The organism is Deltaproteobacteria bacterium, from assembly GCA_016218975.1.
GTDB lineage: Bacteria > Desulfobacterota > Deferrimicrobia > Deferrimicrobiales > Deferrimicrobiaceae > JAENIX01.
The window spans coordinates 17,237-40,705 of record JACRCO010000009.1 but is presented as its reverse complement, the minus strand read 5'-3'; the positions used below and the strand labels follow the sequence as shown (position 1 = coordinate 40,705).

Below are 23,469 nucleotides of genomic sequence, written 5' to 3'. Positions count from 1 at the left end.
GAATGGCGACCCTGTCCGACTGGAAGACCTTTCCTCGCGAGCCCGGCGTCTACCTGATGTCGGATGTGCGGGGAAAAATCCTGTATGTGGGGAAGGCGAAGAGCCTGAGGGCGCGGCTCCATAACTATACCGCACCGGGGGGCGACGGCCGCCCGCAGATCCCGCACCTGCTGCCCCGCGTGGCGGACGTCCGCTGCATCGTGACCGCCACGGAAAAGGAGGCGCTTCTTCTCGAAAACACCCTCATCAAGGAGCACCGGCCCCATTTCAACGTTTTTTTAAGGGACGACAAGGAGTACCTGCTGCTGCGGATCGACCGGGGCGAGGAGTATCCCCGCCCCGAGCTGGTACGGCGCGTTGCCAGGGACGGCGCCTCCTACTTCGGGCCGTACTCTTCCGCGCGGGGGATCCGCGAGACGCTGCGCATTCTCTACCGGCTTTTCTCCCTGTGCTCCTGTTCCCGGAAAAAGTTCGCCTCGCGGCGAAGGGCGTGCCTCAACTACCAGATGGGCCGGTGCGGCGGGGCATGCGTGGGGAAAATCACCCGTGAGGATTACCTGCCGTACGTGGACAACGCCGTCCGTTTCCTTAAAGGGGATTACAGGGAGCTGGCAAGGGGATGGAAAGAGGCAATGGCGCGGCTTGCGAAGGAGATGCGTTTCGAGGATGCCGCCAAACTGAGGGACCGGATAGCGACGGTGGAGCGTACGCTCGTCCGGCAGCGCGTAATCCGTTCGGTCCCCGGAGACGTGGACGCAGTCGGTTGGTTCCTTGAGGAGACGGAAGCGGCGGTAGCGGTGCTTCACGTCCGGGCCGGGCGGCTTTCCGACGCGCATAACTACCACTTCCGCGTTGAAGGGGATCACGCCGAAGCCCTCTCCTCGTTTCTGGTCCAGCATTTCGCGGAGGGGGCGTTCTTTCCGGAAGAAATCCTTCTGCCGATGGAGATGCCGGACGCCGCCCCGCTCGCCTCGCTCCTGTCCGACCGCGCGGGGAGGGCAGTGCGGGTCAAGGCCCCTCGGGCGGGCGAACGGGAGCGCCTCGTGGCCCTTGCCTCGAAAAACGCCGCGGAGTTCCACAGGATGCGGAAAGAGAAGGAGGCGGCCTACGAGGAGGTGTCGTCCCGGCTCGCGTCCATTTGCCGCCTGCCGAGGGCGCCCGCGCGGATCGAGGGATTCGATATCTCGAACCTGTCCGGAACCGAACCTGTGGGTTCGATGGCGACGTTCGTCGGAGGGAAGGCCGCGAAGAAATGGTACCGGAAATTCGCGGTGCGCGGAATCGACGGTCAGGACGACTTTGCGATGATCGAGCAGGTGGTCCGCCGCCGGTTCGGGCATGACGAGGATTTCGGCGGGATGCCGGACCTGGTTCTCATCGACGGGGGAAGGGGGCAGCTCTCCAAGGCCATGGCGGCGATGAAGGAGGCGGGGGCCGGCTCAATCCCCGTGATCGCCCTTGCCAAGGAACGGGTGCGCGGAGGGGAGACCGAATTCCGGGAGAGGATCTTCCTGCCGGGGAGGGTGAACCCGCTGTTCCTGGCGCCCAACGACCCCGCGCTCCTCCTCCTGATGCGCGTACGCGACGAGGCCCACCGGTTTGCCCTTTCCTTCCACCGCGCCCGCCGCACCCGGAAAACCTTTTCCTGAGAGACGGGACCCAAGAACCGGAACGTTCCCAAGAACTCCAATAGATTGCGTCGAGGATTATTTCGCGGGCGAGCCGCCGATACGGAGTGCACATTGCGGGGGCCTACGCGACGACGCGGAAGCCAGGGATGGCGTGAGCGAGGAGCGTGGAGCCGCAGCCCGGCCATGGACGGCCGGACAAGGCGTCCCCCGCAATGGGCACTCCGTGAGGCGTGCGTAGCCCGTGAGACGGGCACCAAAGCGTAACGCGGTCCGGGGACGGGTTTTTTTGTTTGACAGCTCAAAGGGTTTTGTATACAGAATACATGTTCAAGCCCGGCGCGGATTGCGGGCTTATGTCGGCCGGAATGAATTGCCCGGGGGGAAGATCCCTTCCTTCCCAGTGTCCAAGAGATGTCTTTTGTTATACCGTCCTCCAATAAAATCAAAGGAGAGATTATGACCGTGACAGCAAAGACGGCGAAGATCATTTGGACAAAAATCGATGAGGGGCCCGCGCTGGCGACGTACTCCCTGCTCCCGGTCATCCAGGCGTTCACGAAGGGAACAGGCGTCTCCGTCGAACCGTGGGACATCTCCCTCGCGGGAAGAATCAAGGCGGCATTCCCGGAAAAGCTGACCGAGAAACAGAGAATTCCCGACTACCTGGCGAAGATGGGCGAACTGGTGCTGTCACCGGAGGCCAATATCATCAAGCTTCCGAACATAAGCGCATCGATCCCGCAGTTGAAGGCGGCGATCAAGGAACTGCAGGAGCACGGCTACATCGTCCCCGATTATCCGGAAGACCCGAAGACCGACGAAGAGAAGGCGCTCCATGCGCGGTACGCCAAGGTCCTGGGAAGCGCAGTGAACCCGGTGCTTCGCCAGGGGAACTCGGACCGACGCTCGCCGCTTTCCGTCAAGGCGTTCATGAAAAAGCACCCGCCCAGGAACTATCCGTGGCCGCCTGACTCCAGGGCGCATGTGACGCACATGGCCGGAGGTGACTTCTACGGCAACGAGACCTCCGTCACGATCAAGCAGCCGACTGCCGTGCGGTTCGAGTTCGTTGGCGAAGACGGCAAGGTGACGGTCCTCAAGGAAAACCTGAAGCTGCTCGAGGGCGAGATCCTCGACTCGACGCACATGGACGTACGCGCGCTGCGGAATTTCTTCGAAGAGCAGATCGAGGACGCGAAGAAGCAGGGCGTTCTACTTTCGCTGCACCTCAAGGCCACCATGATGAAGGTTTCGGACCCCGTGCTTTTCGGACACGCCGTCAGCGTGTTTTTCAAGTCCGTATTCGAGAAGCACGCGGCTGCCCTTAAAACAGCGGGCGTAAACCCGAACATGGGCCTGGGCGACCTTTACAAGAAGATCGAGAGCCTGCCGGCGGACAAGAAGGCGGAGATCGAGGCGGACATCCAGGCGGTCTACAAGATCCGCCCCGCGCTCGCGATGGTCGACTCGGACAAGGGGATCACGAACCTGCACGCTCCGAACGACATCATCGTCGACGCGTCGATGCCCGTCGTCGTCCGCGAGGCGGGGAAGATGTGGGGACCGGACGGGAAACAGTACGAGACCAAGGCGATGATCCCCGACCGCTGCTACGCGACCACCTACAAGACCATCATCGAGGACTGCAAGAAGAACGGTGCGTTGGATCCCGCGACGATCGGGAGCGTTCCCAACGTCGGCCTCATGGCGCAGCAGGCCGAGGAATACGGTTCCCACGACAAGACGTTCCTGGCGCCCGGCAAGGGCAAGATCCGCATCGTCGACGCTTCGGGGGCGACGCTGCTCGAACAGAAGGTCGAGGAAGGGGACGTCTTCCGTGCATGCCAGGCGAAGGACCTCCCGATACGGGACTGGGTGAAGCTTGCCGTGACGCGGGCGAAGGCGATGAACGCACCTGCCGTCTTCTGGCTGGACAAGAACAGGGCGCACGACGCGCAGGTAATCGCGAAGGTCGAGAAGTACATAAAGGATCACGACACGAAGGGGCTGGAGATCCACATCATGCCCCCGGTGGAAGCGATGAAGTTCTCGCTGAGGCGGATCCGGGAAGGGAAGGACACGATCTCGGTCACGGGCAACGCCCTCCGCGATTATCTTACCGACCTGTTTCCCATCCTCGAGATCGGCACCAGCGCCAGGATGCTTTCGATCGTCCCCCTGCTTGCAGGCGGCGGGCTCTTCGAGACGGGAGCCGGCGGCTCGGCTCCCAAGCACGTCCAGCAGTTCCTTAAGGAAGGCTACCTGCGCTGGGACTCCCTCGGCGAGTTCACCGCATTCGTGGCCTCGCTGGAGCACATCGCCGGGACGTCCAAAAACGAGAAGGTGCAGATCCTCGCCGAGACGCTCGACCAGGCTGTCGGAAAGTTCCTGGACAACAACAAGTCGCCCGCCCGCAAGGTCGGCCAGATCGACAACCGGGGAAGCCATTTCTACCTTGCCATGTACTGGGCGCAGGCGCTGGCGGCGCAGACGAAGGACAAGGAGCTGGCGGCCCGCTTCGCGAAGGCGGCGCAGCAGCTGGAGGAAAACGAGGCGAAGATCAACGAGGAGCTGATCGGAGCCCAAAGGAAACCGATGGACATCGGCGGATACTACGATCCCGATGACAAGAAGGCGTCGATCGCGATGCGTCCCAGCGCGACCTTTAACGCGATCATCGACTCGATCGCGTAAGTAACTCTCCCGGACGGGCGGCCGCACACACGCGGCCGTCCGTCCATCCATTCCTGTCACATCAACGCAAGCGGAACGCAGGTTGCACATCTGCGGTGAATGGACTATCCGTTCAAGGGGCACGGCGCATTCCTTCTCCTGCTTCCCGTCTACCTGGCGGGGGTGTTCGTTGCGCTCGGCGCGGGCGTGGCTTGGCCGGGCGCGGCAGCGGGAGCGCTGCTCCTATCCCTTCTTTGCCTTACATTTCGACTGCCGCCGTATCACACCGCGCTGGCGGTCATGGTCCTTTGCGGCGTACTTGCGGGCGGGAGGATACCGCTCGCCGATCCCGATGCGGCGCGTCGTTTCCTCGGCGATGAGGTGGTCCTGCAAGGGGTCGTGGAGGAATCGGCCCCCATGGACACTGGCTGGAAGGGCGTGGCGGAACATGCAAGGGTCGCTTCCATCGACGGCTCCGCATCCATGGAATTGGGGAAAGCGCTTCTGTACGTCCGGACATCGGACGGTACTGTCCGCTTGCCGGCCGAAATTCGTGCCACGGGGCGTCTCCACCCGGTTCAAAGCCGGGGCAACCCCGAGGAGATCCCCCGCGAATGGGGCGCAATGGCGATGGGCGTCCAGTACGTTTTTTCCACCGACGCTTCGCGCGCGGTGTTCCTGGATCGTCCGGACGGAAGAGGGGTACTCGATGTATTCCGGCGTGCCCGGGAAAGGACGTCGCTCTGGATGGACGGGCATGCGGGGCGGTCCGACGGCGCGCTTTATCTTCGATCCCTCACGACCGGCGAGGTCCCTTCCTTTTCGCATCCCATGGTGGCGCTGCTCCGTAAAACCGGGCTTGCGCACCTGTTGGCCATTTCCGGCGTCAACGTGGCGATCTTCTTCACCGTGCATTCCTTTCTCGCGAGGTGCGTGCTATGGATATTTCGCAGAAGGCACGGGACACCGGACCTCAATCGCGCCGCCTCGCTCGTTTCCGTTCCCGTCTGTTGGGCTTATGTCCTGATGGCAGGCGCTCCCGTCCCCGCGGTTCGATCGGCGGGGATGATCACTCTTGCCGTCGCCCTTTGGAACACGATCGGCCTCCGAAGGTCGGACCTCTGCTGGACGATCCTGTGTTTCGTTACGGTTATCGCTTCGCCTTTCCTGATCTTTTCTCCGTCATTCCTGCTTTCCTACGGAGCGACGTTCTTCCTGATCGCCGCCTTCGCCGGGAAAAAACCGGAAACCGGCTCCGGGGGTGTCGAACATCGGTTTCTGCGCTGGGGGAAGGGCGCCGTCCTCGCTTCCACGGTGGCGTTCCTCGGTACGCTGCCGGTCAGCTCCGCTTTCTTCGGCGCCTTTCCCGCCGGAGCAGTCCTGTGGAACCTTCTGTTCGGCCCTGTTTTGGGAACAGCGGGAGTGGCCGGCGCTTTCCTCGCCGCCGTGGGCGGGGCCTTCTCGATCGACTTCCTCGGTCCTCCCGTCCGGTTCGTGGCGCAGGGGCTCACAGCGGCGCTTTCGCTGCTGGCCCGCGCTTCCGGGGATGGATGGGGGTATCTGCCGCTGCCGCCGTCCGGCACGATCGCGCCGTTCTGCTGCTTTGCGGCGGCCGCCTGGGGGACGATCCGTCTCCGCCGGTCAGGGAAGTCTCCGTGGCCGGCGGCGCTCGCGGGCGCGGTGCTTTTCCTTGCGTGGATCCACCTTCCATATGCCGCTCTTCCCGACAACCGGTTGTCCTTTACGGCATTGAACGTGGGCAAGGGAGCCGCCCATGTCGTTTCCTTTCCGGGAGGGAAGCACATGGTGATCGACTGCGGCGGATCGGCGCAGGGAGATGCGGGGGGGAAAATCGTGGCCCCGTTTTTAAGAAGCAGGGGGATCCGGAAGGTCGATGTGCTGGTCCTTACCCATCCCCATGAAGACCATTACGGGGGTGCGAAAGCGATCCTGGAAGGGTTCGCGGTCGGAGAAATATGGATCCCCGAGGGGCCGTCCCCGTCCGCATTCGGGGAGGCGGTGGCGCAAAGGGAACACCTCGTGCGCAGGAAACGCGGAGGAGATGTTTTTTCCGCGGGAGGAGCGGATGTTTTCGTCAGGGGAGCAGGAGACGGAAACCGGCGTTCTCCCAACGAGCAGAGCCTTCAGTTGGAGGTCCGCCACGGGAAACTTTCCGTATGGTTGCCGGGAGACGTTGAGACCGGGCCCGCCGCGTGGGGCAGTGCGGAAACCCCTGAAGAAGGCAAACGGTTTTTGTTCCTTCCGCATCATGGTTCCGCCGGCGCGAAACCGCTCGAATGGGTCGGCGCGGCCAAACCGGCCGTAGTTATAAGCCAAAATAGAAATTGTTTCGCGGGAGAAAATCCGGTACACTCGGCTGAGTCTTTTCTCTTGGAAAACGGGGCTTTTACCGTGAGGTCGAACGGGGATAGGATATACTGCGGGAGAGAAGGCGGTTCATCGATTTGGAAGCTGTTATGGCGCCTCCCCTGATCATAGGGAAGGTAAATCCAGGCGGTTATTCGACCCGACTGCACCCATGGCGAAGCAACGCATATTGATCATCTCCCCCGACCCGGGGGCCATCGCACTGAAAATCAGGCAATCTTCCTTCGCCGACATCCCCATGAAGGAGCTGTCCGACTGGGAAAAGGGCGTTTCCGTCCTGGCGAAGGAAAACTTCTCGGTCATCGTCGCCCGGAAATTTTCGAAAAGGCAGAGCGCTGAGGAATTCGTCCGCAGCATCATATCGCTTGCGCCGAAAACCCCACTTGTGCTGGTCCTGCCCAAGAAAGGCGGCCCCTCCGTGCTGGGCGCGCTTCGGGGAGGCGCCTCGGAGATCCTGTTCGAGGAGGACCTGGGCAGCGAGCTGACGTCCACCCTCGAGAAATACCTCTTCCAGGGATACGGCCTGCTGCGGAAAACCTCCCTCGATGAATTGTTCGACTACTGCTTTCCCGTCATCACCACCACCGACATGGATCTTCTTTCGCTGACGGTGGTGGAGATGTTCAAGGAATCGTTGGGCAGCTCCTTCGGGATCCTGTTCCGCGAGCAGGAGGGGAGAGGATCGGGCTATTCCGTCATCGCGGCCGCAGGATTTCCGGACGATTCGCTTGCGGGTGTGTTCCTGCTTCGATTCGGCGGTGCGCTGGTCAGGAAAAGCAAGCCCGTTCCGGCGATCGTCACCGTGGATGAGCTGGGTGCGGTCCGGCCGGAGGACGAAGCCCTGCTCGGTGAAAACCGAACGTTCTTTACGCTTCGTTTCGACCTGTCGCCGGGCTCGCAGATGTACGTTGTGCTTACCATGCGGGGCGTCCCGGGCGTCGGCGTACTCGACAGCCCGTTCCTGAATTTCTTCTATCGGCAGGCGCGGTTCTCGCTGCTGAACGCCGAGCGAAGCGCGCAGACGCAAAACCTGATCTACATTGACGATCTCACGAAGCTGTACAACAGCAGGTACCTGAACGTCGTTCTGGACCGGGAGCTGAAGAGGTCCGAGCGGTATCGGAACTTCTTTTCGGTGCTCTTCATGGACGTCGATTTCTTCAAGCGCGTGAACGACGCCTATGGCCACCTCGTCGGCAGCCGGGTCCTCGTGGAGGTCGGAGGGGTTCTCCGTTCCTGCGTCCGCGAAACGGACACCGTCGTGCGCTACGGCGGAGACGAGTTCGTCGTCCTTCTTGTGGAAACGAACGCGGACGATGCGCTCCTGGTCGCGGAACGCATGCGCAGGATGATCGAAGGAAAATCGTTCGGGCAGGATTTCGGTCTTTCCCTCCGTCTTACGATATCCATCGGGATCGCGGCTTTCCCGGAGCACGCTTCAACCAAGCAGCACCTCCTCAGCATGGCCGACCAGGCTATGTACAGGGGAAAAGACTCCACGCGCAACGTGGTCTATCTCGCCACTCCGCAAAACGTGCCATGACCGTTCCCTCCGTGCGGGGGATGAAGGACGTTCTGCCCCCCGAATCGGCAAGGTGGTCCGCCCTCGAGTCCGCGTTCCTTGCGCACGCTGCGCGATTCGGCTTCCGGGAGATCCGTACCCCCATACTCGAAAAGACCGAGCTGTTCTCCCGCGCGGTGGGAGAGACGACGGATATCGTCGAAAAAGAGATGTACACGTTCGCCGACCGCTCCGGGGAGAGCCTGACGATGAGGCCGGAAGGGACGGCCCCGGTGGTGCGCTCGCTTCTGATGAACCGGTCGGAGTTGGGCGAGTGGCCGGTACGCTTGTCGTATGCCGGGCCGATGTTCCGGCACGAACGCCCGCAGAAGGGGCGCCTTCGCCAGTTCCACCAGCTCGGGGCCGAGCTCTTCGGCACCGAATCGCCGTATGCGGATGTCGAAATCCTTGTGTTTCTCTCTGGCTTCCTTAAGCTGGCCGGGCTTGCCGGCGTTTCCCTGGAAATCAATTCCCTGGGTGATCCCGCATGCCGGCCGGAGTATCATCGCAAGCTGTCCGAATTCCTCGCCTCGCGCGAGGACCGCTTCTGCGACGACTGCCGCCGCAGGCGAGGGCAGAACCCGTTGCGTGTGCTGGACTGCAAGTCCGAGCGGTGCATGGAGGCCACGAAAGACGCCCCGTCGATCCTCGAATTCCTGTGCGACGACTGCCGGAGGCACTTCGAGGCCGTGGAAGCAGGGCTTGAGGCGAGCGGGGTCCCCTTCTCGCGGAACCCGCGGATGGTGAGAGGCCTGGATTACTATCGAAGGACCACCTTCGAATTCGTCATACCCGGGATGGGGGCGCAGAACACTGTTGCCGCCGGGGGCAGGTACGACGGGCTCGCCGAGATGCTGGGAGGAAAGGAGCGGATCCCCGCCATAGGGTTCGCCATCGGTGTGGAGAGGCTCCTGATGCTCCTTGGGGAAGGCGCCGCCGCGCAGCCGTCGGCGGACGTGTTCCTGGTGACGTCCCACAGGCGTTTTCTCGACGAGGCGTTCAGGTGGAAGATGGACCTGATCTCGAAGGGCGTTCGGGCGGATATGGATTACGAGGGACGCAGCGTCAAGTCGCAGTTCCGGCGGGCCGACAAATCGGGGGCGAAGGCGGTCGTCGTCTTCGGCGAGGCGGAGGATTCCCGCGGGGCCGTCATGTTCCGTGACATGGCAGCCGCCCGGCAAGAGGAAGTGTCCAGGAACGAAGCGCTGAGGAGGCTCATGAGCCTTGAAAATAAGGAGGTATGACGGTGGACGCGTTTCTTCCGAAACATAAACGGACCCTTTATTGCGGCCAGGTTCGCCTTGAGCACGTCGGGAAGGAAGTCGTACTTTGCGGATGGGTGCATCGCCGGAGGGACCACGGCGGGCTCGTGTTCGTCGACCTGCGCGACCGGGAAGGGCTCGTCCAGGCGGTTTTCAACCCGGGCGATTCGCCGGAGTCGCATGCTAAGGCCGATGCGCTGAGGGTGGAATACGTGCTGTCAGTCCGCGGAACGGTGCGGAAACGGCCCCAGGGAACGGAGAACCCGAACCTGCCGACAGGCGAAGTCGAGGTTGCGGTATCGGATCTCGCCGTCCTGAACGAGTCGAAGCCGATCCCGTTCGCTCTCGAGGACGACACCGACGTCGCGGAGAACGTCCGCCTGAAATACCGGTACCTCGACCTGAGGCGCCCGGCGATCCAGAACGTTTTCCGGTCCCGCGCCGCTCTCGCCCGGTCCGTCCGGGAATATTTTTACGAGAATGGCTTCGTGGAGATCGAAACGCCCGTGCTGACGAAGAGCACCCCGGAAGGCGCGAGGGATTACCTGGTGCCTTCGCGGGTCAACGCGGGCATGTTCTTCGCGCTGCCGCAGTCGCCGCAGCTCTTCAAGCAGATCCTCATGATCTCCGGGTACGACCGGTACGCGCAGATCGTGAAGTGTTTCAGGGACGAGGACCTCCGCGCCGACCGCCAGCCGGAGTTCACGCAGATCGACGTGGAGATGTCGTTCATCGACCGCGAGGACATCTTCGCGATGATGGAAGGGCTGATGGCGAGGGCATTCAAGGACGTGCGCGGCATCGACGTTCCATGGCCCTTCCGCCGGTTGAGCTACAAGGAAGCGATGGACCGTTTCGGCGTCGACAAGCCGGACACCCGTTTCGGCCTGGAAATCTTCGATTGCACCGACCTGATGAAGAACACCGAGTTCCGCGTGTTCTCCGAAGCGGCGGCCAAGGGGGGAGTGATCCGCGCTCTTGTCGCGCCTGGGCTGGGGGAATCCAGCCGCTCCGAAATAGCGGCGCTGGAAGAAGTGGCGAAGATCGGCGGCGCCCGCGGACTGGCCACGTGGAAGGTCACGCCCCAGGGGCTTTCGTCGTCCCTTGCGAAATTCTACAAGGAAGAGCAGCTCAAAAGCCTCGCCGCCCGCGTCGGGGCGAAGCCGGGAGACCTGATCCTGATGATCGCGGACGAGTATCTCACCGCGTGCGATTCCCTCGGAAGGCTGCGGCTCCACCTGGGAGAGAAACTGGGCCTGATCGACAAAACCCGGTTCGATTTCCTGTGGGTGGTCGATTTCCCTCTTCTGGAGTGGGACAAGGAGGAGAAGCGCTGGGGAGCGATGCACCATCCGTTCACGGCGCCCCTCGACGAGGATCTGCCCCTGCTCGATACCGATCCCGGGAAGGCGCGCGCAAAGGCGTACGACATGGTGCTGAACGGCTCCGAGATCGGCGGCGGTAGCATCCGTATCCACCGCCAGGACGTCCAGTCGAAGATGTTCCGGCTGCTGAACATCGGGCCGGAAGAGGCGATGGTCAAGTTCGGGTTCCTGCTGGAAGCGCTCGAGTTCGGGGCCCCGCCGCACGGCGGGATCGCTTTCGGGCTGGACCGGCTGTCGATGATACTTTCCGATGCGAAGTCGCTGCGGGACGTGATCGCTTTCCCCAAGACGCAGAAGGCGACCTGTCTCATGACCGACGCTCCCTCTCCCGTGGACAACAAGCAGCTCCGCGAGCTGCACATCCGGGTGACCACGCCGGAGAAAAAAATGAATTAGGACAGGCTATGAGCCTGGACGCGTTATTTCGCCCGGAATCGATCGTCGTCGTCGGCGCCTCCCGGAAACCCGAGAAGGTCGGATACGGGGTGTTCGCCAATCTCGTCCAGGCCGGTTTCCAGGGAGAGGTCCTGGGCGTCAATCCTTCCGGCGGGGAAATCTCAGGCAAGCCGGTTTATCCTTCGATCAAGGAAATCCCCGGCAAGGTCGATCTCGGAGTATTCGTCGTTCCCCCGGACGCTGTAATCGATGGAATCCCCCTGCTGGCGGCGAAGGGGATGCGCGCCGCCATCGTAATCTCCGCCGGCTTCAAGGAAGTCGGCGGAGCGGGAGCGGGCAGGGAACGCGAGCTTCGGGATGTCGCGCGCAATGCTTCGGTCCGGGTGCTCGGCCCCAACTGTCTCGGCTTGATCAATACCCACGCCAGGCTGAACGCTTCGTTCTCCGCGGGGACTCCCCCATCGGGCGCGATCTCGTTCTTCTCGCAATCGGGCGCGCTGTGCACCGCCATACTGGACTGGGCCATCGGCGAGAACGTCGGGTTTTCAAAGTTCGTCAGCCTCGGCAATCAGGCCGATATCTCGCAATCGGACGTCATGGAATACCTCGCGAACGACCCGGATACGCGCGTCATCCTGGGTTACGTCGAGAGCATCGAAGACGGCATGCGGTTCCTTCGCGTTTCACGCGAGGTGACGGCGAGAAAACCGGTAATCCTCGTCAAGGCGGGATCGACCGCCGCCGGCGCCCGGGCCGCATCATCGCACACGGGGAGTCTTGCGGGTTCGGACCGCGCCTATTCCGCCGCGTTTCGCCAGGGCGGGATTCTGCGCGCGGAGACCGTCGAGGACCTGTTCGACCTTGCGCTCGGATTCGCCATGCAGCCCATGCCGCGAGGCGACCGGCTGCTGATCCTGACCAACGCGGGAGGCCCCGGGATCCTTGCGGCCGACACCGCCGAGAAACTCGGCATCCGGCTCGCCGAAGTCTCGCCGGAGCTTCGCTCGCGGCTTGCGGCCAGGATGCCCGCCACGGCAAGCCTCGGCAACCCGGTGGACATCATCGGGGATGCGCAGGCCGACCGGTACCGGGACGCCCTCTCCGAGATCCGGAACGATCCTTCGCTTGACGCCGTCCTGGTGCTGCTGACCCCGCAGGCGATGACGGAGCCGGAAGGAACCGCCCGGGCCGCCGTCCGTGCGCTGGCCGATTCGGGAAAGACCGCGTTCGCATCCTTTCTCGGCGAGTCATCCGTCCGGGAAGCCAGGAAGATCCTGTCCGAAGGAGGAATCCCGCAGTATCCGGTTCCCGAGCGGGCCGTCCGCTCGTTCCAGGCGATGCTTCGCTACGTGAGAATCCGGGGAGGATCGCCGCAGTCGGAAGCGGCGCCGGGCGGGATCCGCACGGCGCAGGCGCGCACCGCGCTAGACGCAGCCCTTGCGAAAGGCAGGAAGACCCTGGGCGAGGAAGAGAGCAGGGAGATCCTTTCGGCTTACGGTTTCTGGTTCCCGAGGCATGTCCTGGCGCAGACGAGCGAGGAAGCCGTGCGCGCGTCCGAGGAGATGAGGCGCCCCGTGGCCATGAAGATCGTTTCCCCGGACATCCTTCACAAGACGGACGTCGGGGGCGTCCGGCTGAACCTGACGGACCGTGAAGCGGTGGCGGACGCTTTCGTGGAGATCACTTCCTCGGCTCGGAGGATGGTTCCCGAGGCGTGGATCTCCGGCGTCTCCGTGCAGGAGATGGTGTCCGGAGGGCGGGAACTGATCCTCGGGATGAGCCGCGACCCGCAGTTCGGCCCCCTGCTCATGTTCGGCCTCGGAGGGATTTACGTGGAAGTGCTGAAGGACGTGTCGTTCCGGCTCGCCCCCCTGTCCCGCGACGAGGCCGTGGAAATGGTCCGCGAGATCCGCGCCTACCCGCTGTTGTCCTCCTTCCGCGGGAGCTTGCCGGCGGACGAGGGGGGAATCGTCGACGCGCTGCTGCGGATATCCCGCCTGTCGATGGACTTCCCCGAGATACAGGAATTGGATATCAATCCGGCGGATCCGGTGCTGGAAAGCGTGAGCGTAAAGGCGCTGGCGGAAGCCCTCGGCGCGGAAACGGCATATGGGGAAGACCGCATGGAAACGTTGATCGAGCGGTTTTGCGTGGGGGCTATGGACATGGACGGCGCGCTTCGCGTCTTCCGGCGCGTTCCCCGAAAAGCCGTGATCACAGGCGGCCACAGGACGGACATCCAGTTGGCGGCATTGGAGACCGACACCCGTTGCCTCGTCCTGACCGGCGGAGTCCGGCCCAACGACCTGATACTGGCTCGCGCAAGGGAAAAAGGGGTGCCGATACTGGTCGTCCAGGAAGACACGCTCTTCGCGGTGGAGAAATTCGAAAACCTCCTGGGGCGGCTTCGCATCCGGGAAGCGGAAAAAATCAGGCGGGGCGTGGACCTGGTGAGGGAAAACGTCGACGTGCCGGGAATCCTGGAAGCCCTGCGCAAGGGCGGAACGGGGCGAAGATAAGACGGATCGCAGCCGCGGCCTATTGGCGCAATTCCCGGTTTTTCCTTGACATGCCGCGGACCTTTGTATACTGTATGCTCGGTTTAGGGCGAGATCACCCCATCCCGCCTGAAATCATCCCATAATTTACCCGCCGGCGGAGGACGAGATGGCCGCGCTCCCAAACAAGGGCATCGGGACGTCCGCCGCGAACCCGGAGGAAGCGAACGGATGGGCCGTCATCTGCATCGCATAGGGGGAGGGGTCCGTTGAGCCGGAAGAAAATAACGGTGGTCGGAGCGGGAAACGTCGGGGCGACCACGGCGCAGCGACTTGCCGAGAAGGATTTCTGCGACGTCGTCCTGGTCGACATCGTGGAGGGCATGCCCCAGGGGAAAGCCCTCGACATCATGCAATCCGGCCCCGTCTACGGGTTCGACAGCAATGTAACGGGCACCAACGGGTACGAGGAAACGGCCAATTCCGACATCGTCATCATCACCTCGGGTCTTCCCCGGAAGCCCGGGATGAGCCGGGACGACCTGCTCAAGGTGAACGCCGGGATCGTGAAGGACGTTACCCTCAAGGCCATCGCCAAATCTCCGGCAGCGATGCTCATCGTGGTGTCCAACCCTCTGGACGCCATGACCTACGTTGCCTGCAAGCACAGCAAGCTTCCCGCGAACAAGGTTATGGGGATGGCCGGAATCCTGGACTCCGCCCGGTTCCGCTGCTTCATAGCGATGGAACTCGGCGTGTCCGTCACGGATATCACCGCATTCGTCCTGGGCGGCCACGGAGACACGATGGTCCCTTCCACCAAGTACACCACGGTGGCCGGGATTCCCGTGGAGGACCTTATCCCAAGGTCCAAGCTCGATGCGATCGTGGAGCGGACCCGAAAGGGGGGCGGGGAGATCGTCGCGCTGCTTAAGACCGGATCGGCGTATTACGCGCCGTCCGCGGCCGCGGTGCAGATGTGCGAATCCATCATGCTGGACAAGAAGATGATCCTTCCTTGCGCGGTTCTCTCGCAAGGGAAATACGAGGGATGCGACGACCTGTTCGTAGGCCTTCCCGCCAAGTTGGGCGCGGGCGGCGTGGAAGAGGTCGTGAAATTCAGTCTATCCGCGGAGGAATCCGCGGCGCTGAAACAGTCGGCCGGTGCGGTCAAGGAACTCTGCGACGCGGTCGACCGGCTGGGCTTCTGACGATAGGGTTCATTACGGCGGATGCCGGCCCGGGCCTGCCCCGCGCCGATTGCTGGAGGCCCATTCTGTTATAATAATTCGTATTTGGGTCCTGCCGCGTCGTTCGCAGCGTTGCAGATCATCCGCCAATTTCATTCTTCAGGAGGGACGGTAGGGATATGAACATCCACGAGTATCAGGCCAAGTCGGTGCTGGCGAAGTACGGTGTGGCCGTTCCCAGAGGCAAGGTGGCGGACACCCCGGCCGAGGCGGAAGACATCGCCAAGGAATTCGGAACGCCGGTCGTGGTGAAGGCCCAGATCCATGCCGGGGGACGCGGCAAGGGCGGGGGCGTCAAGCTCGCCAAGACCCACGACGAAGCGAGGGAATACGCGAAGCAGATCATCGGCATGAACCTGGTGACCCACCAGACGGGGCCCCAGGGGAAGAAGGTGAAGCGGGTCCTCGTCGAGCAGGCGAGCGCGATCCGGAAAGAACTGTACCTCGGCATGGTCATCGACCGCGCAGTGTCCCGCGTGGTCATGATGGCGTCCACCGAGGGCGGCATGGAGATCGAAACGGTCGCCGCCCGGACGCCGGAGAAGATCCTTAAAGAACATTTCGATCCCGCGGTGGGGCTCATGCCGTACCAGGCGCGGAAGCTCGCGTTCGGCCTCAATATCCCGTCCGAACTGACCGGCAAGACGGTGAAGTTCATGATGGGGCTCTACAACGCGTTCACCGACACCGACTGCTCGCTGGCGGAGATCAACCCGCTGGTGATCACGGAGGGGGGCGACATCATCGCCCTGGACGCGAAGATGAACTTCGACAGCAACGGCCTGTTCCGCCACAAGGACATACAGGCGATGCGGGACTTCGACGAGGAGGACCCGACGGAAACGGAGGCCTCCAAGTTCGACCTCTCCTACATCAGTCTCGACGGAAACATCGGCTGCATGGTCAACGGCGCCGGCCTGGCGATGGCGACCATGGACATGATCAAGATGTCGGGCGGCGCTCCCGCGAACTTCCTTGATGTGGGCGGCGGCGCGAACGCCGAACAGGTCACCAACGCCTTCCGGCTGATCCTCTCCGATCCCAAGGTCAAGGCGATCCTGGTGAATATCTTCGGCGGGATCATGCGGTGCGACATAATCGCGGAAGGGGTCGTCGCGGCTGCCAAGACGCTCGGCCTCAAGGTGCCGCTCGTCGTCCGGCTCGAAGGGACAAACGTCGAGAAGGGGAAGGAAATTCTCGCCGCGTCGAAACTCAACATCATCTCCGCGTCCGACATGAAGGACGCTGCGATCAAAGTCGTGGCCGCCGCCGGCCAGGCCAAGTGAGGGGGCGAACATGAGCATCTGGATCAATAAAGACACGAAGGTACTTGTCCAGGGCATCACCGGGGCGGTCGGAGCGTTCCACACGAAGCAGATGCTGGAGTACGGCACGAATATCGTCGGGGGAGTCACGCCCGGCAAGGCCGGCGCCAGGATCGAGGGTGTTCCCGTGTTCAACACGGTGGCCGACGCCGTCAAGGCGACCGGCGCCAACGCCACGGTCATCTACGTTCCGCCTGCCTTCTCGGCGGACGCCATCTGCGAAGCGGTGGATGCGAAGGTGGATATCGCAGTCTGTATCACCGAGGGCATCCCCATCATCGACATGGTGAAGGTGAAGCGGTACATGGAAGGGAAGAAGACCCGCCTCGTCGGGCCGAACTGCCCGGGCGTCATCACGCCGGGCGAGTGCAAGATCGGCATCATGCCGGGATACATCCACCGGCCGGGGACGATCGGGATCGTCTCACGCTCCGGAACCCTCACCTATGAAGCCGTCCACCAGGTGACGACGCTGGGGCTGGGCCAGTCCACGTGCATCGGCATCGGCGGCGACCCGGTGAACGGAACGAATTTCATCGACGTCCTGTCTGCCTTCCAGAACGACCCGAAGACCGAGGCCGTCATCCTGATCGGGGAAATCGGCGGTACTGCGGAGGAAGAGGCTGCGACGTTCGTGAAAACGAAGATGAACAAGCCGGTCGTCGGCTTCGTGGCGGGCCAGACCGCTCCCAAGGGGAAGCGGATGGGCCACGCAGGAGCCATCATATCAGGCGGCAAAGGGACTGCCGCGGAAAAGATCGAAGCGTTCAAGGCGGCGGGAATCTCGGTCTCCGAGGCGCCATCCGACCTTGGGATCACGCTGGCGAAACGGCTCGGACTGAAAGTACATTAATCCGCAAAGGAAGGGACCAAGGCAATGGCAAACGCGCAGGTGCAGACGGCGGAGAAGATAGAATCGACCGAAAACCAGAAGGTGAAGATCAGCATCGTCCCGCGTTACTGCAAGGGGTGCGAGATCTGCGTGAAGCTCTGCCCCACGCAGGTGCTGGGCATGGAAATGTTCGTCGTGAAGGTGGTTGACATCGACAAGTGCAACGCCTGCGCGGCGTGCGAGCTGCGGTGTCCCGATTTCGCCATCTTCATCGACAAGAAATGACGTAAACCACGAGAAATTCCAAAAGGAGAGACACGGTGGGCACGTTAAAACTGCTTCAAGGAAACGAGGCGTGTGCGGAAGGGGCGCTCTACGCGGGGTGCACCTTCTTTGCCGGGTATCCCATCACCCCCTCGACGGAGGTGGCGGAGTTCATGGCGCGGAGGCTTCCGCAGATCGGCGGGGCCTTCCTTCAGATGGAAGACGAGATCGCGGCGATGGCGGCGGTGATCGGCGGGTCGCTGGCCGGGGCCAAGACGCTCACGGCGACTTCGGGGCCCGGCTTTTCGCTCAAGCAGGAGAACCTCGGCTTCGGGATGCTCTGCGAGGTCCCCTGCGTCGTCATCGACGTCATGCGCGGCGGCCCTTCGACCGGTGTTCCCACCGGTCCCAGCCAGAGCGACATCATGCAGTGCAAGTGGGGGACGCACGGCGACCACCCTGTGATCTGCCTGACCCCCGGATACGTGCAGGAGATCTTTTCCGAGACGGTGCGGGCGTTCAATCTCGCGGAGAAGTACCGCACACCGGTAATCGTCGCCTTTGACGAGATCATCGGCCACATGCGGGAGAAGATCGAGATTCCCGACAAGGGGGTCATTCCCATCGAGAACCGGAAGCGTCCGACGGTCCCGCCGGCGGAATACATGCCGTTCGACGAGACAAAGGGTGACGTCCCCCCGATGGCCGACTTCTTCAGCGGCTACCGGCAGCACATCACCGGCCTGAACCATGCGTCCGACGGCTTCCCGGTCAACGCGAGCCCCCGGATCCACACCGACGAACTGAGGCTGCTGCGCAAGATCGAGGCCAACAAGAAGGACATCATCCGCAACGAGGAGTACCTGCTCGATGACGCGGAAGTCGCGGTGTTCGCCTACGGCGTTTCGGGGCGGTCCGGCAAGAACGCCGTGGAACAGGCCCGCGCCGCGGGGATCAAGGCGGGGCTTTTCCGTCCGCTGACGATGTGGCCGTTCCCGGAGGAGCAGGTGGCGGCGCTGGCATCCCGCGTCCGCGCGATCATCGTGCCGGAGCTCTCCCTCGGCCAGATCATTCTCGAAGTGGAGCGGTGCACAAAGGGCAGGTGCAAGGTGGAGGGGATCTACCGGGTCGACGGCGACCCCATCAACCCCACCCAGATTCTCGACAAGATCAAGGAGGTCAAGTAGATGTCCTTCGACTACGACCAATATATCCGGGGGGGGAAGCTCCCTCACATCTGGTGCCCCGGCTGCACTTACGGGATCGTCTTCAAGTCGCTTTTGCGGGCGGTCGATTCGCTTAAGATCCCCAAGGACGACATCGCGCTTGTCTCCGGGATCGGGTGCGCCTCGAGGCTTCCGGGGTACGTCGACTGGAACACGCTGCACACGACGCATGGGCGAGCCCTGCCTTTCGCCACGGGCCTCAAGATGGCCAAGCCGGACAAGAAGGTCCTGGTGGTCAGCGGGGACGGCGATGCCACTGCGATCGGCGGGAACCATTTCATACATGCCTGCCGGCGCAATATAGACATCACCGTCATCGTGCTCAATAACTTCATTTACGGGATGACCGGAGGCCAGCATTCGCCGACCACCCCGTCGGGTCACATCGCGACCACGATGCCCTACGGAAACGTGGACCCGAACTTCAATATCCCTGATCTGGCCAAGGGGGCGGGGGCCTCCTGGGTGGGGCGTGGGACGGCATACCATGTCCCGGCGCTCGACAAGCTGATTATCGAGGCCATGAATCACAAGGGTTTGTCGGTGCTCGAGATCATCAACGCCTGTCCCACGACGCACGGCCGGCGGAACAAGTTCAAGAACCCGACCGACATGCTCCTTTGGATGAAGGACAATTCGCTGCCGATCACCGCGTTCGACAAGCTTCCGCCGGAAAAGACCGCGGGCAAGTTCCCCACGGGCGTCCTCTTCAAGAAGGAGGCGCCGGAATACTGCGAAACCTACTACGGTCTCGTGGAGAAGCTGAAGAAACCGAAAGAGGGGAGGGCCTAAAAGGTCATGAGCGAACGTTACGAAATCCGTTTTTCCGGTTCGGGAGGCCAGGGCCTGATCCTGGCTGGTGTCATATTCGCCGAGGCCGCGACGATCTACGACAAGATCAACGCGGTCCAGAGCCAATCATACGGCCCCGAGGCCCGCGGCGGCGCGTCCAAGTCGGAAGTCATCATTTCCGACCAGACGATCGACTTCCCGAAGGCCCAGGCGATCGACCTCCAGCTTTCGCTTACGCAGGAGTCGTGCACCAAATATTACAAGGACATAAAGGCCGACGGAACGCTGCTCGTAGACGAGGATTTCGTCAAAACTATCCCTGCGGGTAGCTTCAAGGTGATCAAGATGCCTATCATCCGGACGGCATCCGAGGAGATAGGGAAGGCTTTCGTCGCCAACATCGTCGCCTTGGGAGCCATCACGGCCCTGACGGGTAAAGTGACGATCGAATCGGTGGAAAAGGCGGTTCTGTCGCGGGTTCCGAAAGGAACCGAGGAGATGAACAAGAAAGCCCTCCGGGCCGGCTACGACATGGCCAAGACGAAGATGAACTGAGGACGTACCACATGACGAAAGTAACGGCTAAAGAACGCACCCTCTCCATCGTCAAGCCTGACGGGGTCGCTGATGGCATCGTCGGAGAGGTGATCCGCCGGTTCGAGAAGGAAGGCATCCGGATCGTCGCCATGAGGATGCTCCATCTGAGCAGGAAACAGGCGGAAGGGTTCTATGCGGTCCACCGGGAGCGCCCGTTCTTCTCCTCCCTGACCGATTTCATGTCTTCGGGACCTATCGTGGTGATGGTGCTCGAAGGGGAGGACGTGATCGCCAGGAACCGCAAGATCATGGGAGCGACCGATCCCTCGAAGGCGGACAAGGGGACGATACGCGCCGACTTCGCCGGAAGCATCGAGCGTAATATTGTGCACGGCTCCGACGCCCCGGAAACGGCTGCGACAGAAATATGCTATTTTTTCAGTAGATTGGATATAGTATCGTAAAGCAATACATCATATCCGATGCAACAACCCCGGCGCGTCGATCCATGACGCGCCGGGGTTTTTTGTTATGTTATAGGGACGGTCCTGAGTGAGGACTCTCTTCAGTAGAGTAGTATACTGGTTATCCAACCGGCATGTATAAATCAACAGGAGGCATCAGGACCGTCCCTGAATTTTCTATGATCGACCCGCGCACCGACCTGAAAGGCCTCACGCTTCCCGAACTGGAATCGCTGCTTTCCCGGTGGGGGAAGGAGCGTTACCGCGCACGGCAGATCTCACGCTGGATCTACCAAAGGTTCGCGGAGGATTTCGCTCCAATGAGCGACCTCTCTATGAAGTTCCGCGAACAGCTCGCCGGCGAATGCCGCATTTCCTCGCCCCCTGCGGAAATGGTGGAATCGTCCCTCGACGGAACGGAGAAGTATCTGTTCCGGCTCGAAGACGGAGAAGCGATAGAGAGCGTTCTCATACCGGAGGAGGACCGCAGGACACTTTGCATCTCTTCGCAGGCAGGGTGCGCCTTGAAGTGCGGATTCTGCGCAACGGGCGCAGCGGGGTTCCGCAGGAACCTTGCATCCACCGAGATCGTCCAACAGGTGTGTTTCGCCGCAAGGCGGCTCGCGGAAAAGGGAGAAAGGCTTAGCAACGTCGTCTTCATGGGAATGGGGGAGCCGCTGGATAACCCGCGGGAGGTTTCCCGCGCCGTCGCGATCCTCCTTTCGCAGTTCGGTTTCGGGCTGTCGGGAAAGCGGGTGACCGTTTCCACTGCCGGAGTGATCCCGGCCATGCTCGCGATGGCGAAGGAATTCCCGGTGAGTTTCGCCGTTTCGATCAATGCGCCGCGGGACGGCGTGCGAACGTCGCTTATGCCCATCAACCGGAAATATCCGCTCAGGGAACTCGTCGCTGCGATGAAGAGGATACCTCTCCGGAGCGGCCGGAAGGTGACCGCGGAATACGTTCTCCTGGCGGGCGTCAACGATTCGGAACGGGATGCAGCGGAACTGGCGCGGCTTCTGAAAGGGGCGAGAGTGAAGGTCAACCTGATTCCCTTCAACGTGCACGAATGCGGCGGTTTCGAATCTCCGCTCCTTGAAGTCGCGGACCGGTTCCGCGACGTCCTCCTCGCAGCCGGGATACAAACCATCACGCGGGAGAGGCGAGGGGCGGACATCCGCGCGGCCTGCGGCCAGCTCCGCGGCGCATCCGCCGGACGAAAAATCCCTTGAGCCGACGAGAGGTTCTACCTTATATCTATCTTTATTGAATGTTGCTATCTTCCCGGGCGAGCCCCCGCGAGGGGTACCACGTGAGGAGTGTCTCGCCCGGTCGCGATAGAATTTCTTATAAGGAGACCGCGAACAGGATGGCCGACATACTGGGCGTGATCGGGGGCTCCGGCCTCTACGAGATGGAGGGGATGAAGAACGTCCGCAGCGTGTCCGTGCGGACGCCGTTCGGAGATCCCTCGGATGCTTTGGTCGTGGGGGAGATAGAGGGGCGTACGCTGGCTTTTCTTCCGCGGCACGGGCGCGGGCACCGGTTCCTCCCCACCCAGATCAATTATCGAGCCAACATCTACGCGCTGAAAAAAATCGGCGCGAAGTGGGTCCTTTCCATTTCCGCCGTGGGAAGCATGAAGGAGCATATTCGTCCGGGAGACATCGTCGTGGTCGACCAGTTCTATGACCACACGCGATTCCGCCCGACCACGTTTTTCGGGGACGGCATCGTCGGGCACATTCCGTTCGCGGATCCTGTCTGCCCGAACATGGCGGGCCTGGCGTACGCAGCGTCGAAGAAGGTGGTGAAACGGACGCACAAGGGAGGCACCTACCTCTGCATGGAGGGGCCCCAGTTTTCCACCCGCGCCGAGTCCAGGATCTACAGGAAATGGGGAGTCGACGTGATCGGGATGACCAACATGCCGGAAGCGAAACTCGCCCGGGAAGCCGAGATGTGCTATGCAACCCTGGCCCTCGCGACCGACTACGATTGCTGGCACGAGTCGGAAGAGGACGTATCGATAGAGGCGATCCTCGCGATCATCAGGAAGAACGTGGAGAACTCGAAACGGATCATAAGGGAAGTGGCCCGCAAGCTTCCCGGGAACGATTCATGCGTATGCGGCGAAGCGCTCCGGTACGCCGTTATCACGGAAAGGAAAAGAATCCCGGCAGCGACCAGGAAGCGTCTCGATATTTTCCTGGGGAAATATTCGTGAAACGCTTCGTCCTTGTGCCGATCGCCGCGTGCGCGGCGTTGCTGGCCTGCGCCCCCGTTTCGCCCGAGCGGAAAATGGAGGCATCCGCCCGCATGGAGATGGGGATAACCTACATGGAGCAGCGGAACCTGCCGTCGGCGATGCGAGAGCTGACGAAGGCCTCGGAGCTCGACCCCGGGAATCCGGAGGTCGACGTGGCGCTCGGGCTGGCCTACCAGACGAGGGGGGATCTGGAAAAGGCCGGGAAATATTTCCGCGAAGCGATCGGAAAGAAATCCGATTACGCGGAAGCGCACAACAACCTCGGCATAGTGCTGAGCCGGCAGGGCAAGGGAGAAGAGGCTATCCGGGAATTCCAGGCCGCGGCGTCGAACGTGCTGTATCCCACGCCGGAATGGGCTTATTACAACATGGGAGAGGAGTACCGGCGCAGGCGCGACCGGGAAAAGGCCGAGGCGATGTATCGGCGGGCGATCGGCATGAACGACCGGTACGTGAACGCGTATCTGCGGCTGGCGATGCTGCAGGCGGACCGTGGGCGCACCGAGGACGCGGTGCGGACGCTCGAGGTATGCGTCGCGCTGTCTCCCGATGCTGTCCCGGCCTGGATGGATCTCGGTAAATTGTTCCTCTCGTTCGGGCGGCGGCAGGATGCGGAGAACGCATTCCGGAACGTACTCGCGAATTCTTCGGATCCCGTGCTCCGGAAGCAGGTTTCGGATTTCCTGAACGCCGCCGGGAAGGAAAACAGGTAACCT

At 62.2% G+C, this 23,469-nt stretch carries 18 protein-coding genes; all 18 read left to right on the top strand.

The window, feature by feature from the left end; all coding sequences use genetic code 11:
* Nucleotides 1-2 precede the first annotated feature (2 nt).
* The 18 genes from uvrC to HY896_01375 all read left to right on the top strand — a co-directional run bounded on the left by uvrC (nucleotide 3) and on the right by HY896_01375 (nucleotide 23,466).
* Nucleotides 3-1,649 carry an excinuclease ABC subunit UvrC gene (gene uvrC / locus HY896_01460; GenBank protein ID MBI5575010.1) on the top strand — a complete coding sequence of 549 codons (1,647 nt, stop codon included), beginning with the start codon at nucleotides 3-5 and terminating at the stop codon, nucleotides 1,647-1,649.
* A gap of 444 nt (nucleotides 1,650-2,093) precedes the next feature.
* Entirely contained in the window at nucleotides 2,094-4,325 is a 2,232-nt protein-coding gene (locus HY896_01455) for an NADP-dependent isocitrate dehydrogenase (protein ID MBI5575009.1), read from the top strand.
* 99 nt (nucleotides 4,326-4,424) lie between these two features.
* Nucleotides 4,425-6,797, top strand: coding sequence for a ComEC/Rec2 family competence protein (locus HY896_01450; GenBank protein ID MBI5575008.1), 2,373 nt, complete (start codon nucleotides 4,425-4,427; stop codon nucleotides 6,795-6,797).
* A 133-nt stretch (nucleotides 6,798-6,930) separates the two neighbouring features.
* A complete protein-coding gene (locus tag HY896_01445) occupies nucleotides 6,931-8,235 on the top strand; it encodes a GGDEF domain-containing protein (GenBank protein MBI5575007.1) in 1,305 nt (434 codons plus the stop codon).
* A complete protein-coding gene (locus HY896_01440; GenBank protein ID MBI5575006.1) occupies nucleotides 8,232-9,497 on the top strand; it encodes a histidine--tRNA ligase in 1,266 nt (421 codons plus the stop codon). The genes HY896_01445 and HY896_01440 overlap by 4 nt, the downstream gene beginning before the upstream one ends.
* A complete protein-coding gene (gene aspS / locus HY896_01435) occupies nucleotides 9,494-11,296 on the top strand; it encodes an aspartate--tRNA ligase (protein ID MBI5575005.1) in 1,803 nt (600 codons plus the stop codon). Before HY896_01440 ends, aspS begins: the two co-directional genes overlap by 4 nt.
* 8 nt (nucleotides 11,297-11,304) lie before the next feature.
* The gene (locus HY896_01430) at nucleotides 11,305-13,815 is read left to right on the top strand and encodes an acetate--CoA ligase family protein (protein MBI5575004.1); all 2,511 of its coding nucleotides are present in this window, start codon (nucleotides 11,305-11,307) and stop codon (nucleotides 13,813-13,815) included.
* Between the two features lie 248 nt (nucleotides 13,816-14,063).
* Entirely contained in the window at nucleotides 14,064-15,005 is a 942-nt protein-coding gene (gene mdh, locus HY896_01425) for a malate dehydrogenase (GenBank protein MBI5575003.1), read from the top strand.
* Between the two features lie 158 nt (nucleotides 15,006-15,163).
* Nucleotides 15,164-16,330, top strand: a complete 1,167-nt coding sequence (sucC, locus tag HY896_01420) for an ADP-forming succinate--CoA ligase subunit beta (protein ID MBI5575002.1) — start codon at nucleotides 15,164-15,166, stop codon at nucleotides 16,328-16,330.
* 10 nt (nucleotides 16,331-16,340) lie between these two features.
* Nucleotides 16,341-17,222, top strand: a complete 882-nt coding sequence (gene sucD, locus HY896_01415) for a succinate--CoA ligase subunit alpha (GenBank protein ID MBI5575001.1) — start codon at nucleotides 16,341-16,343, stop codon at nucleotides 17,220-17,222.
* Between the two features lie 24 nt (nucleotides 17,223-17,246).
* A complete protein-coding gene (locus HY896_01410) occupies nucleotides 17,247-17,486 on the top strand; it encodes a 4Fe-4S binding protein (protein MBI5575000.1) in 240 nt (79 codons plus the stop codon).
* A gap of 35 nt (nucleotides 17,487-17,521) precedes the next feature.
* Nucleotides 17,522-18,652, top strand: a complete 1,131-nt coding sequence (locus HY896_01405; protein MBI5574999.1) for a 2-oxoacid:acceptor oxidoreductase subunit alpha — start codon at nucleotides 17,522-17,524, stop codon at nucleotides 18,650-18,652.
* On the top strand, nucleotides 18,653-19,483 hold the full coding sequence (locus HY896_01400; protein MBI5574998.1) for a 2-oxoacid:ferredoxin oxidoreductase subunit beta: 831 nt from the start codon (nucleotides 18,653-18,655) through the stop codon (nucleotides 19,481-19,483). It abuts the gene before it with no gap.
* A 6-nt stretch (nucleotides 19,484-19,489) separates the two neighbouring features.
* On the top strand, nucleotides 19,490-20,038 hold the full coding sequence (locus tag HY896_01395; GenBank protein MBI5574997.1) for a 2-oxoacid:acceptor oxidoreductase family protein: 549 nt from the start codon (nucleotides 19,490-19,492) through the stop codon (nucleotides 20,036-20,038).
* 11 nt (nucleotides 20,039-20,049) lie between these two features.
* A complete protein-coding gene (ndk, locus tag HY896_01390; protein ID MBI5574996.1) occupies nucleotides 20,050-20,484 on the top strand; it encodes a nucleoside-diphosphate kinase in 435 nt (144 codons plus the stop codon).
* A gap of 179 nt (nucleotides 20,485-20,663) precedes the next feature.
* A complete protein-coding gene (rlmN, locus tag HY896_01385) occupies nucleotides 20,664-21,716 on the top strand; it encodes a 23S rRNA (adenine(2503)-C(2))-methyltransferase RlmN (protein ID MBI5574995.1) in 1,053 nt (350 codons plus the stop codon).
* Between the two features lie 137 nt (nucleotides 21,717-21,853).
* Nucleotides 21,854-22,711, top strand: a complete 858-nt coding sequence (gene mtnP, locus HY896_01380) for an S-methyl-5'-thioadenosine phosphorylase (GenBank protein ID MBI5574994.1) — start codon at nucleotides 21,854-21,856, stop codon at nucleotides 22,709-22,711.
* Nucleotides 22,708-23,466: a tetratricopeptide repeat protein gene (locus HY896_01375; GenBank protein MBI5574993.1), complete on the top strand. Its 759-nt coding sequence runs from the start codon at nucleotides 22,708-22,710 to the stop codon at nucleotides 23,464-23,466. The genes mtnP and HY896_01375 overlap by 4 nt, the downstream gene beginning before the upstream one ends.
* Nucleotides 23,467-23,469 lie beyond the last annotated feature (3 nt).

What these genes read in the sequence shown, in the direction of transcription:
- HY896_01410 (MBI5575000.1), top strand. Translation starts at nt 17,247, where the DNA reads ATGGCAAACGCGCAGGTGCAGACGGCGGAGAAGATAGAATCGACCGAA.
- aspS (MBI5575005.1), top strand. Translation starts at nt 9,494, where the DNA reads ATGACGGTGGACGCGTTTCTTCCGAAACATAAACGGACCCTTTATTGC.
- HY896_01400 (MBI5574998.1), top strand. Translation starts at nt 18,653, where the DNA reads ATGTCCTTCGACTACGACCAATATATCCGGGGGGGGAAGCTCCCTCAC.
- mtnP (MBI5574994.1), top strand. Translation starts at nt 21,854, where the DNA reads ATGGCCGACATACTGGGCGTGATCGGGGGCTCCGGCCTCTACGAGATG.
- sucD (MBI5575001.1), top strand. Translation starts at nt 16,341, where the DNA reads ATGAGCATCTGGATCAATAAAGACACGAAGGTACTTGTCCAGGGCATC.
- HY896_01450 (MBI5575008.1), top strand. Translation starts at nt 4,425, where the DNA reads ATGGACTATCCGTTCAAGGGGCACGGCGCATTCCTTCTCCTGCTTCCC.
- uvrC (MBI5575010.1), top strand. Translation starts at nt 3, where the DNA reads ATGGCGACCCTGTCCGACTGGAAGACCTTTCCTCGCGAGCCCGGCGTC.
- HY896_01430 (MBI5575004.1), top strand. Translation starts at nt 11,305, where the DNA reads ATGAGCCTGGACGCGTTATTTCGCCCGGAATCGATCGTCGTCGTCGGC.
- rlmN (MBI5574995.1), top strand. Translation starts at nt 20,664, where the DNA reads ATGATCGACCCGCGCACCGACCTGAAAGGCCTCACGCTTCCCGAACTG.
- sucC (MBI5575002.1), top strand. Translation starts at nt 15,164, where the DNA reads ATGAACATCCACGAGTATCAGGCCAAGTCGGTGCTGGCGAAGTACGGT.
- ndk (MBI5574996.1), top strand. Translation starts at nt 20,050, where the DNA reads ATGACGAAAGTAACGGCTAAAGAACGCACCCTCTCCATCGTCAAGCCT.
- HY896_01440 (MBI5575006.1), top strand. Translation starts at nt 8,232, where the DNA reads ATGACCGTTCCCTCCGTGCGGGGGATGAAGGACGTTCTGCCCCCCGAA.
- HY896_01445 (MBI5575007.1), top strand. Translation starts at nt 6,931, where the DNA reads ATGAAGGAGCTGTCCGACTGGGAAAAGGGCGTTTCCGTCCTGGCGAAG.
- HY896_01395 (MBI5574997.1), top strand. Translation starts at nt 19,490, where the DNA reads ATGAGCGAACGTTACGAAATCCGTTTTTCCGGTTCGGGAGGCCAGGGC.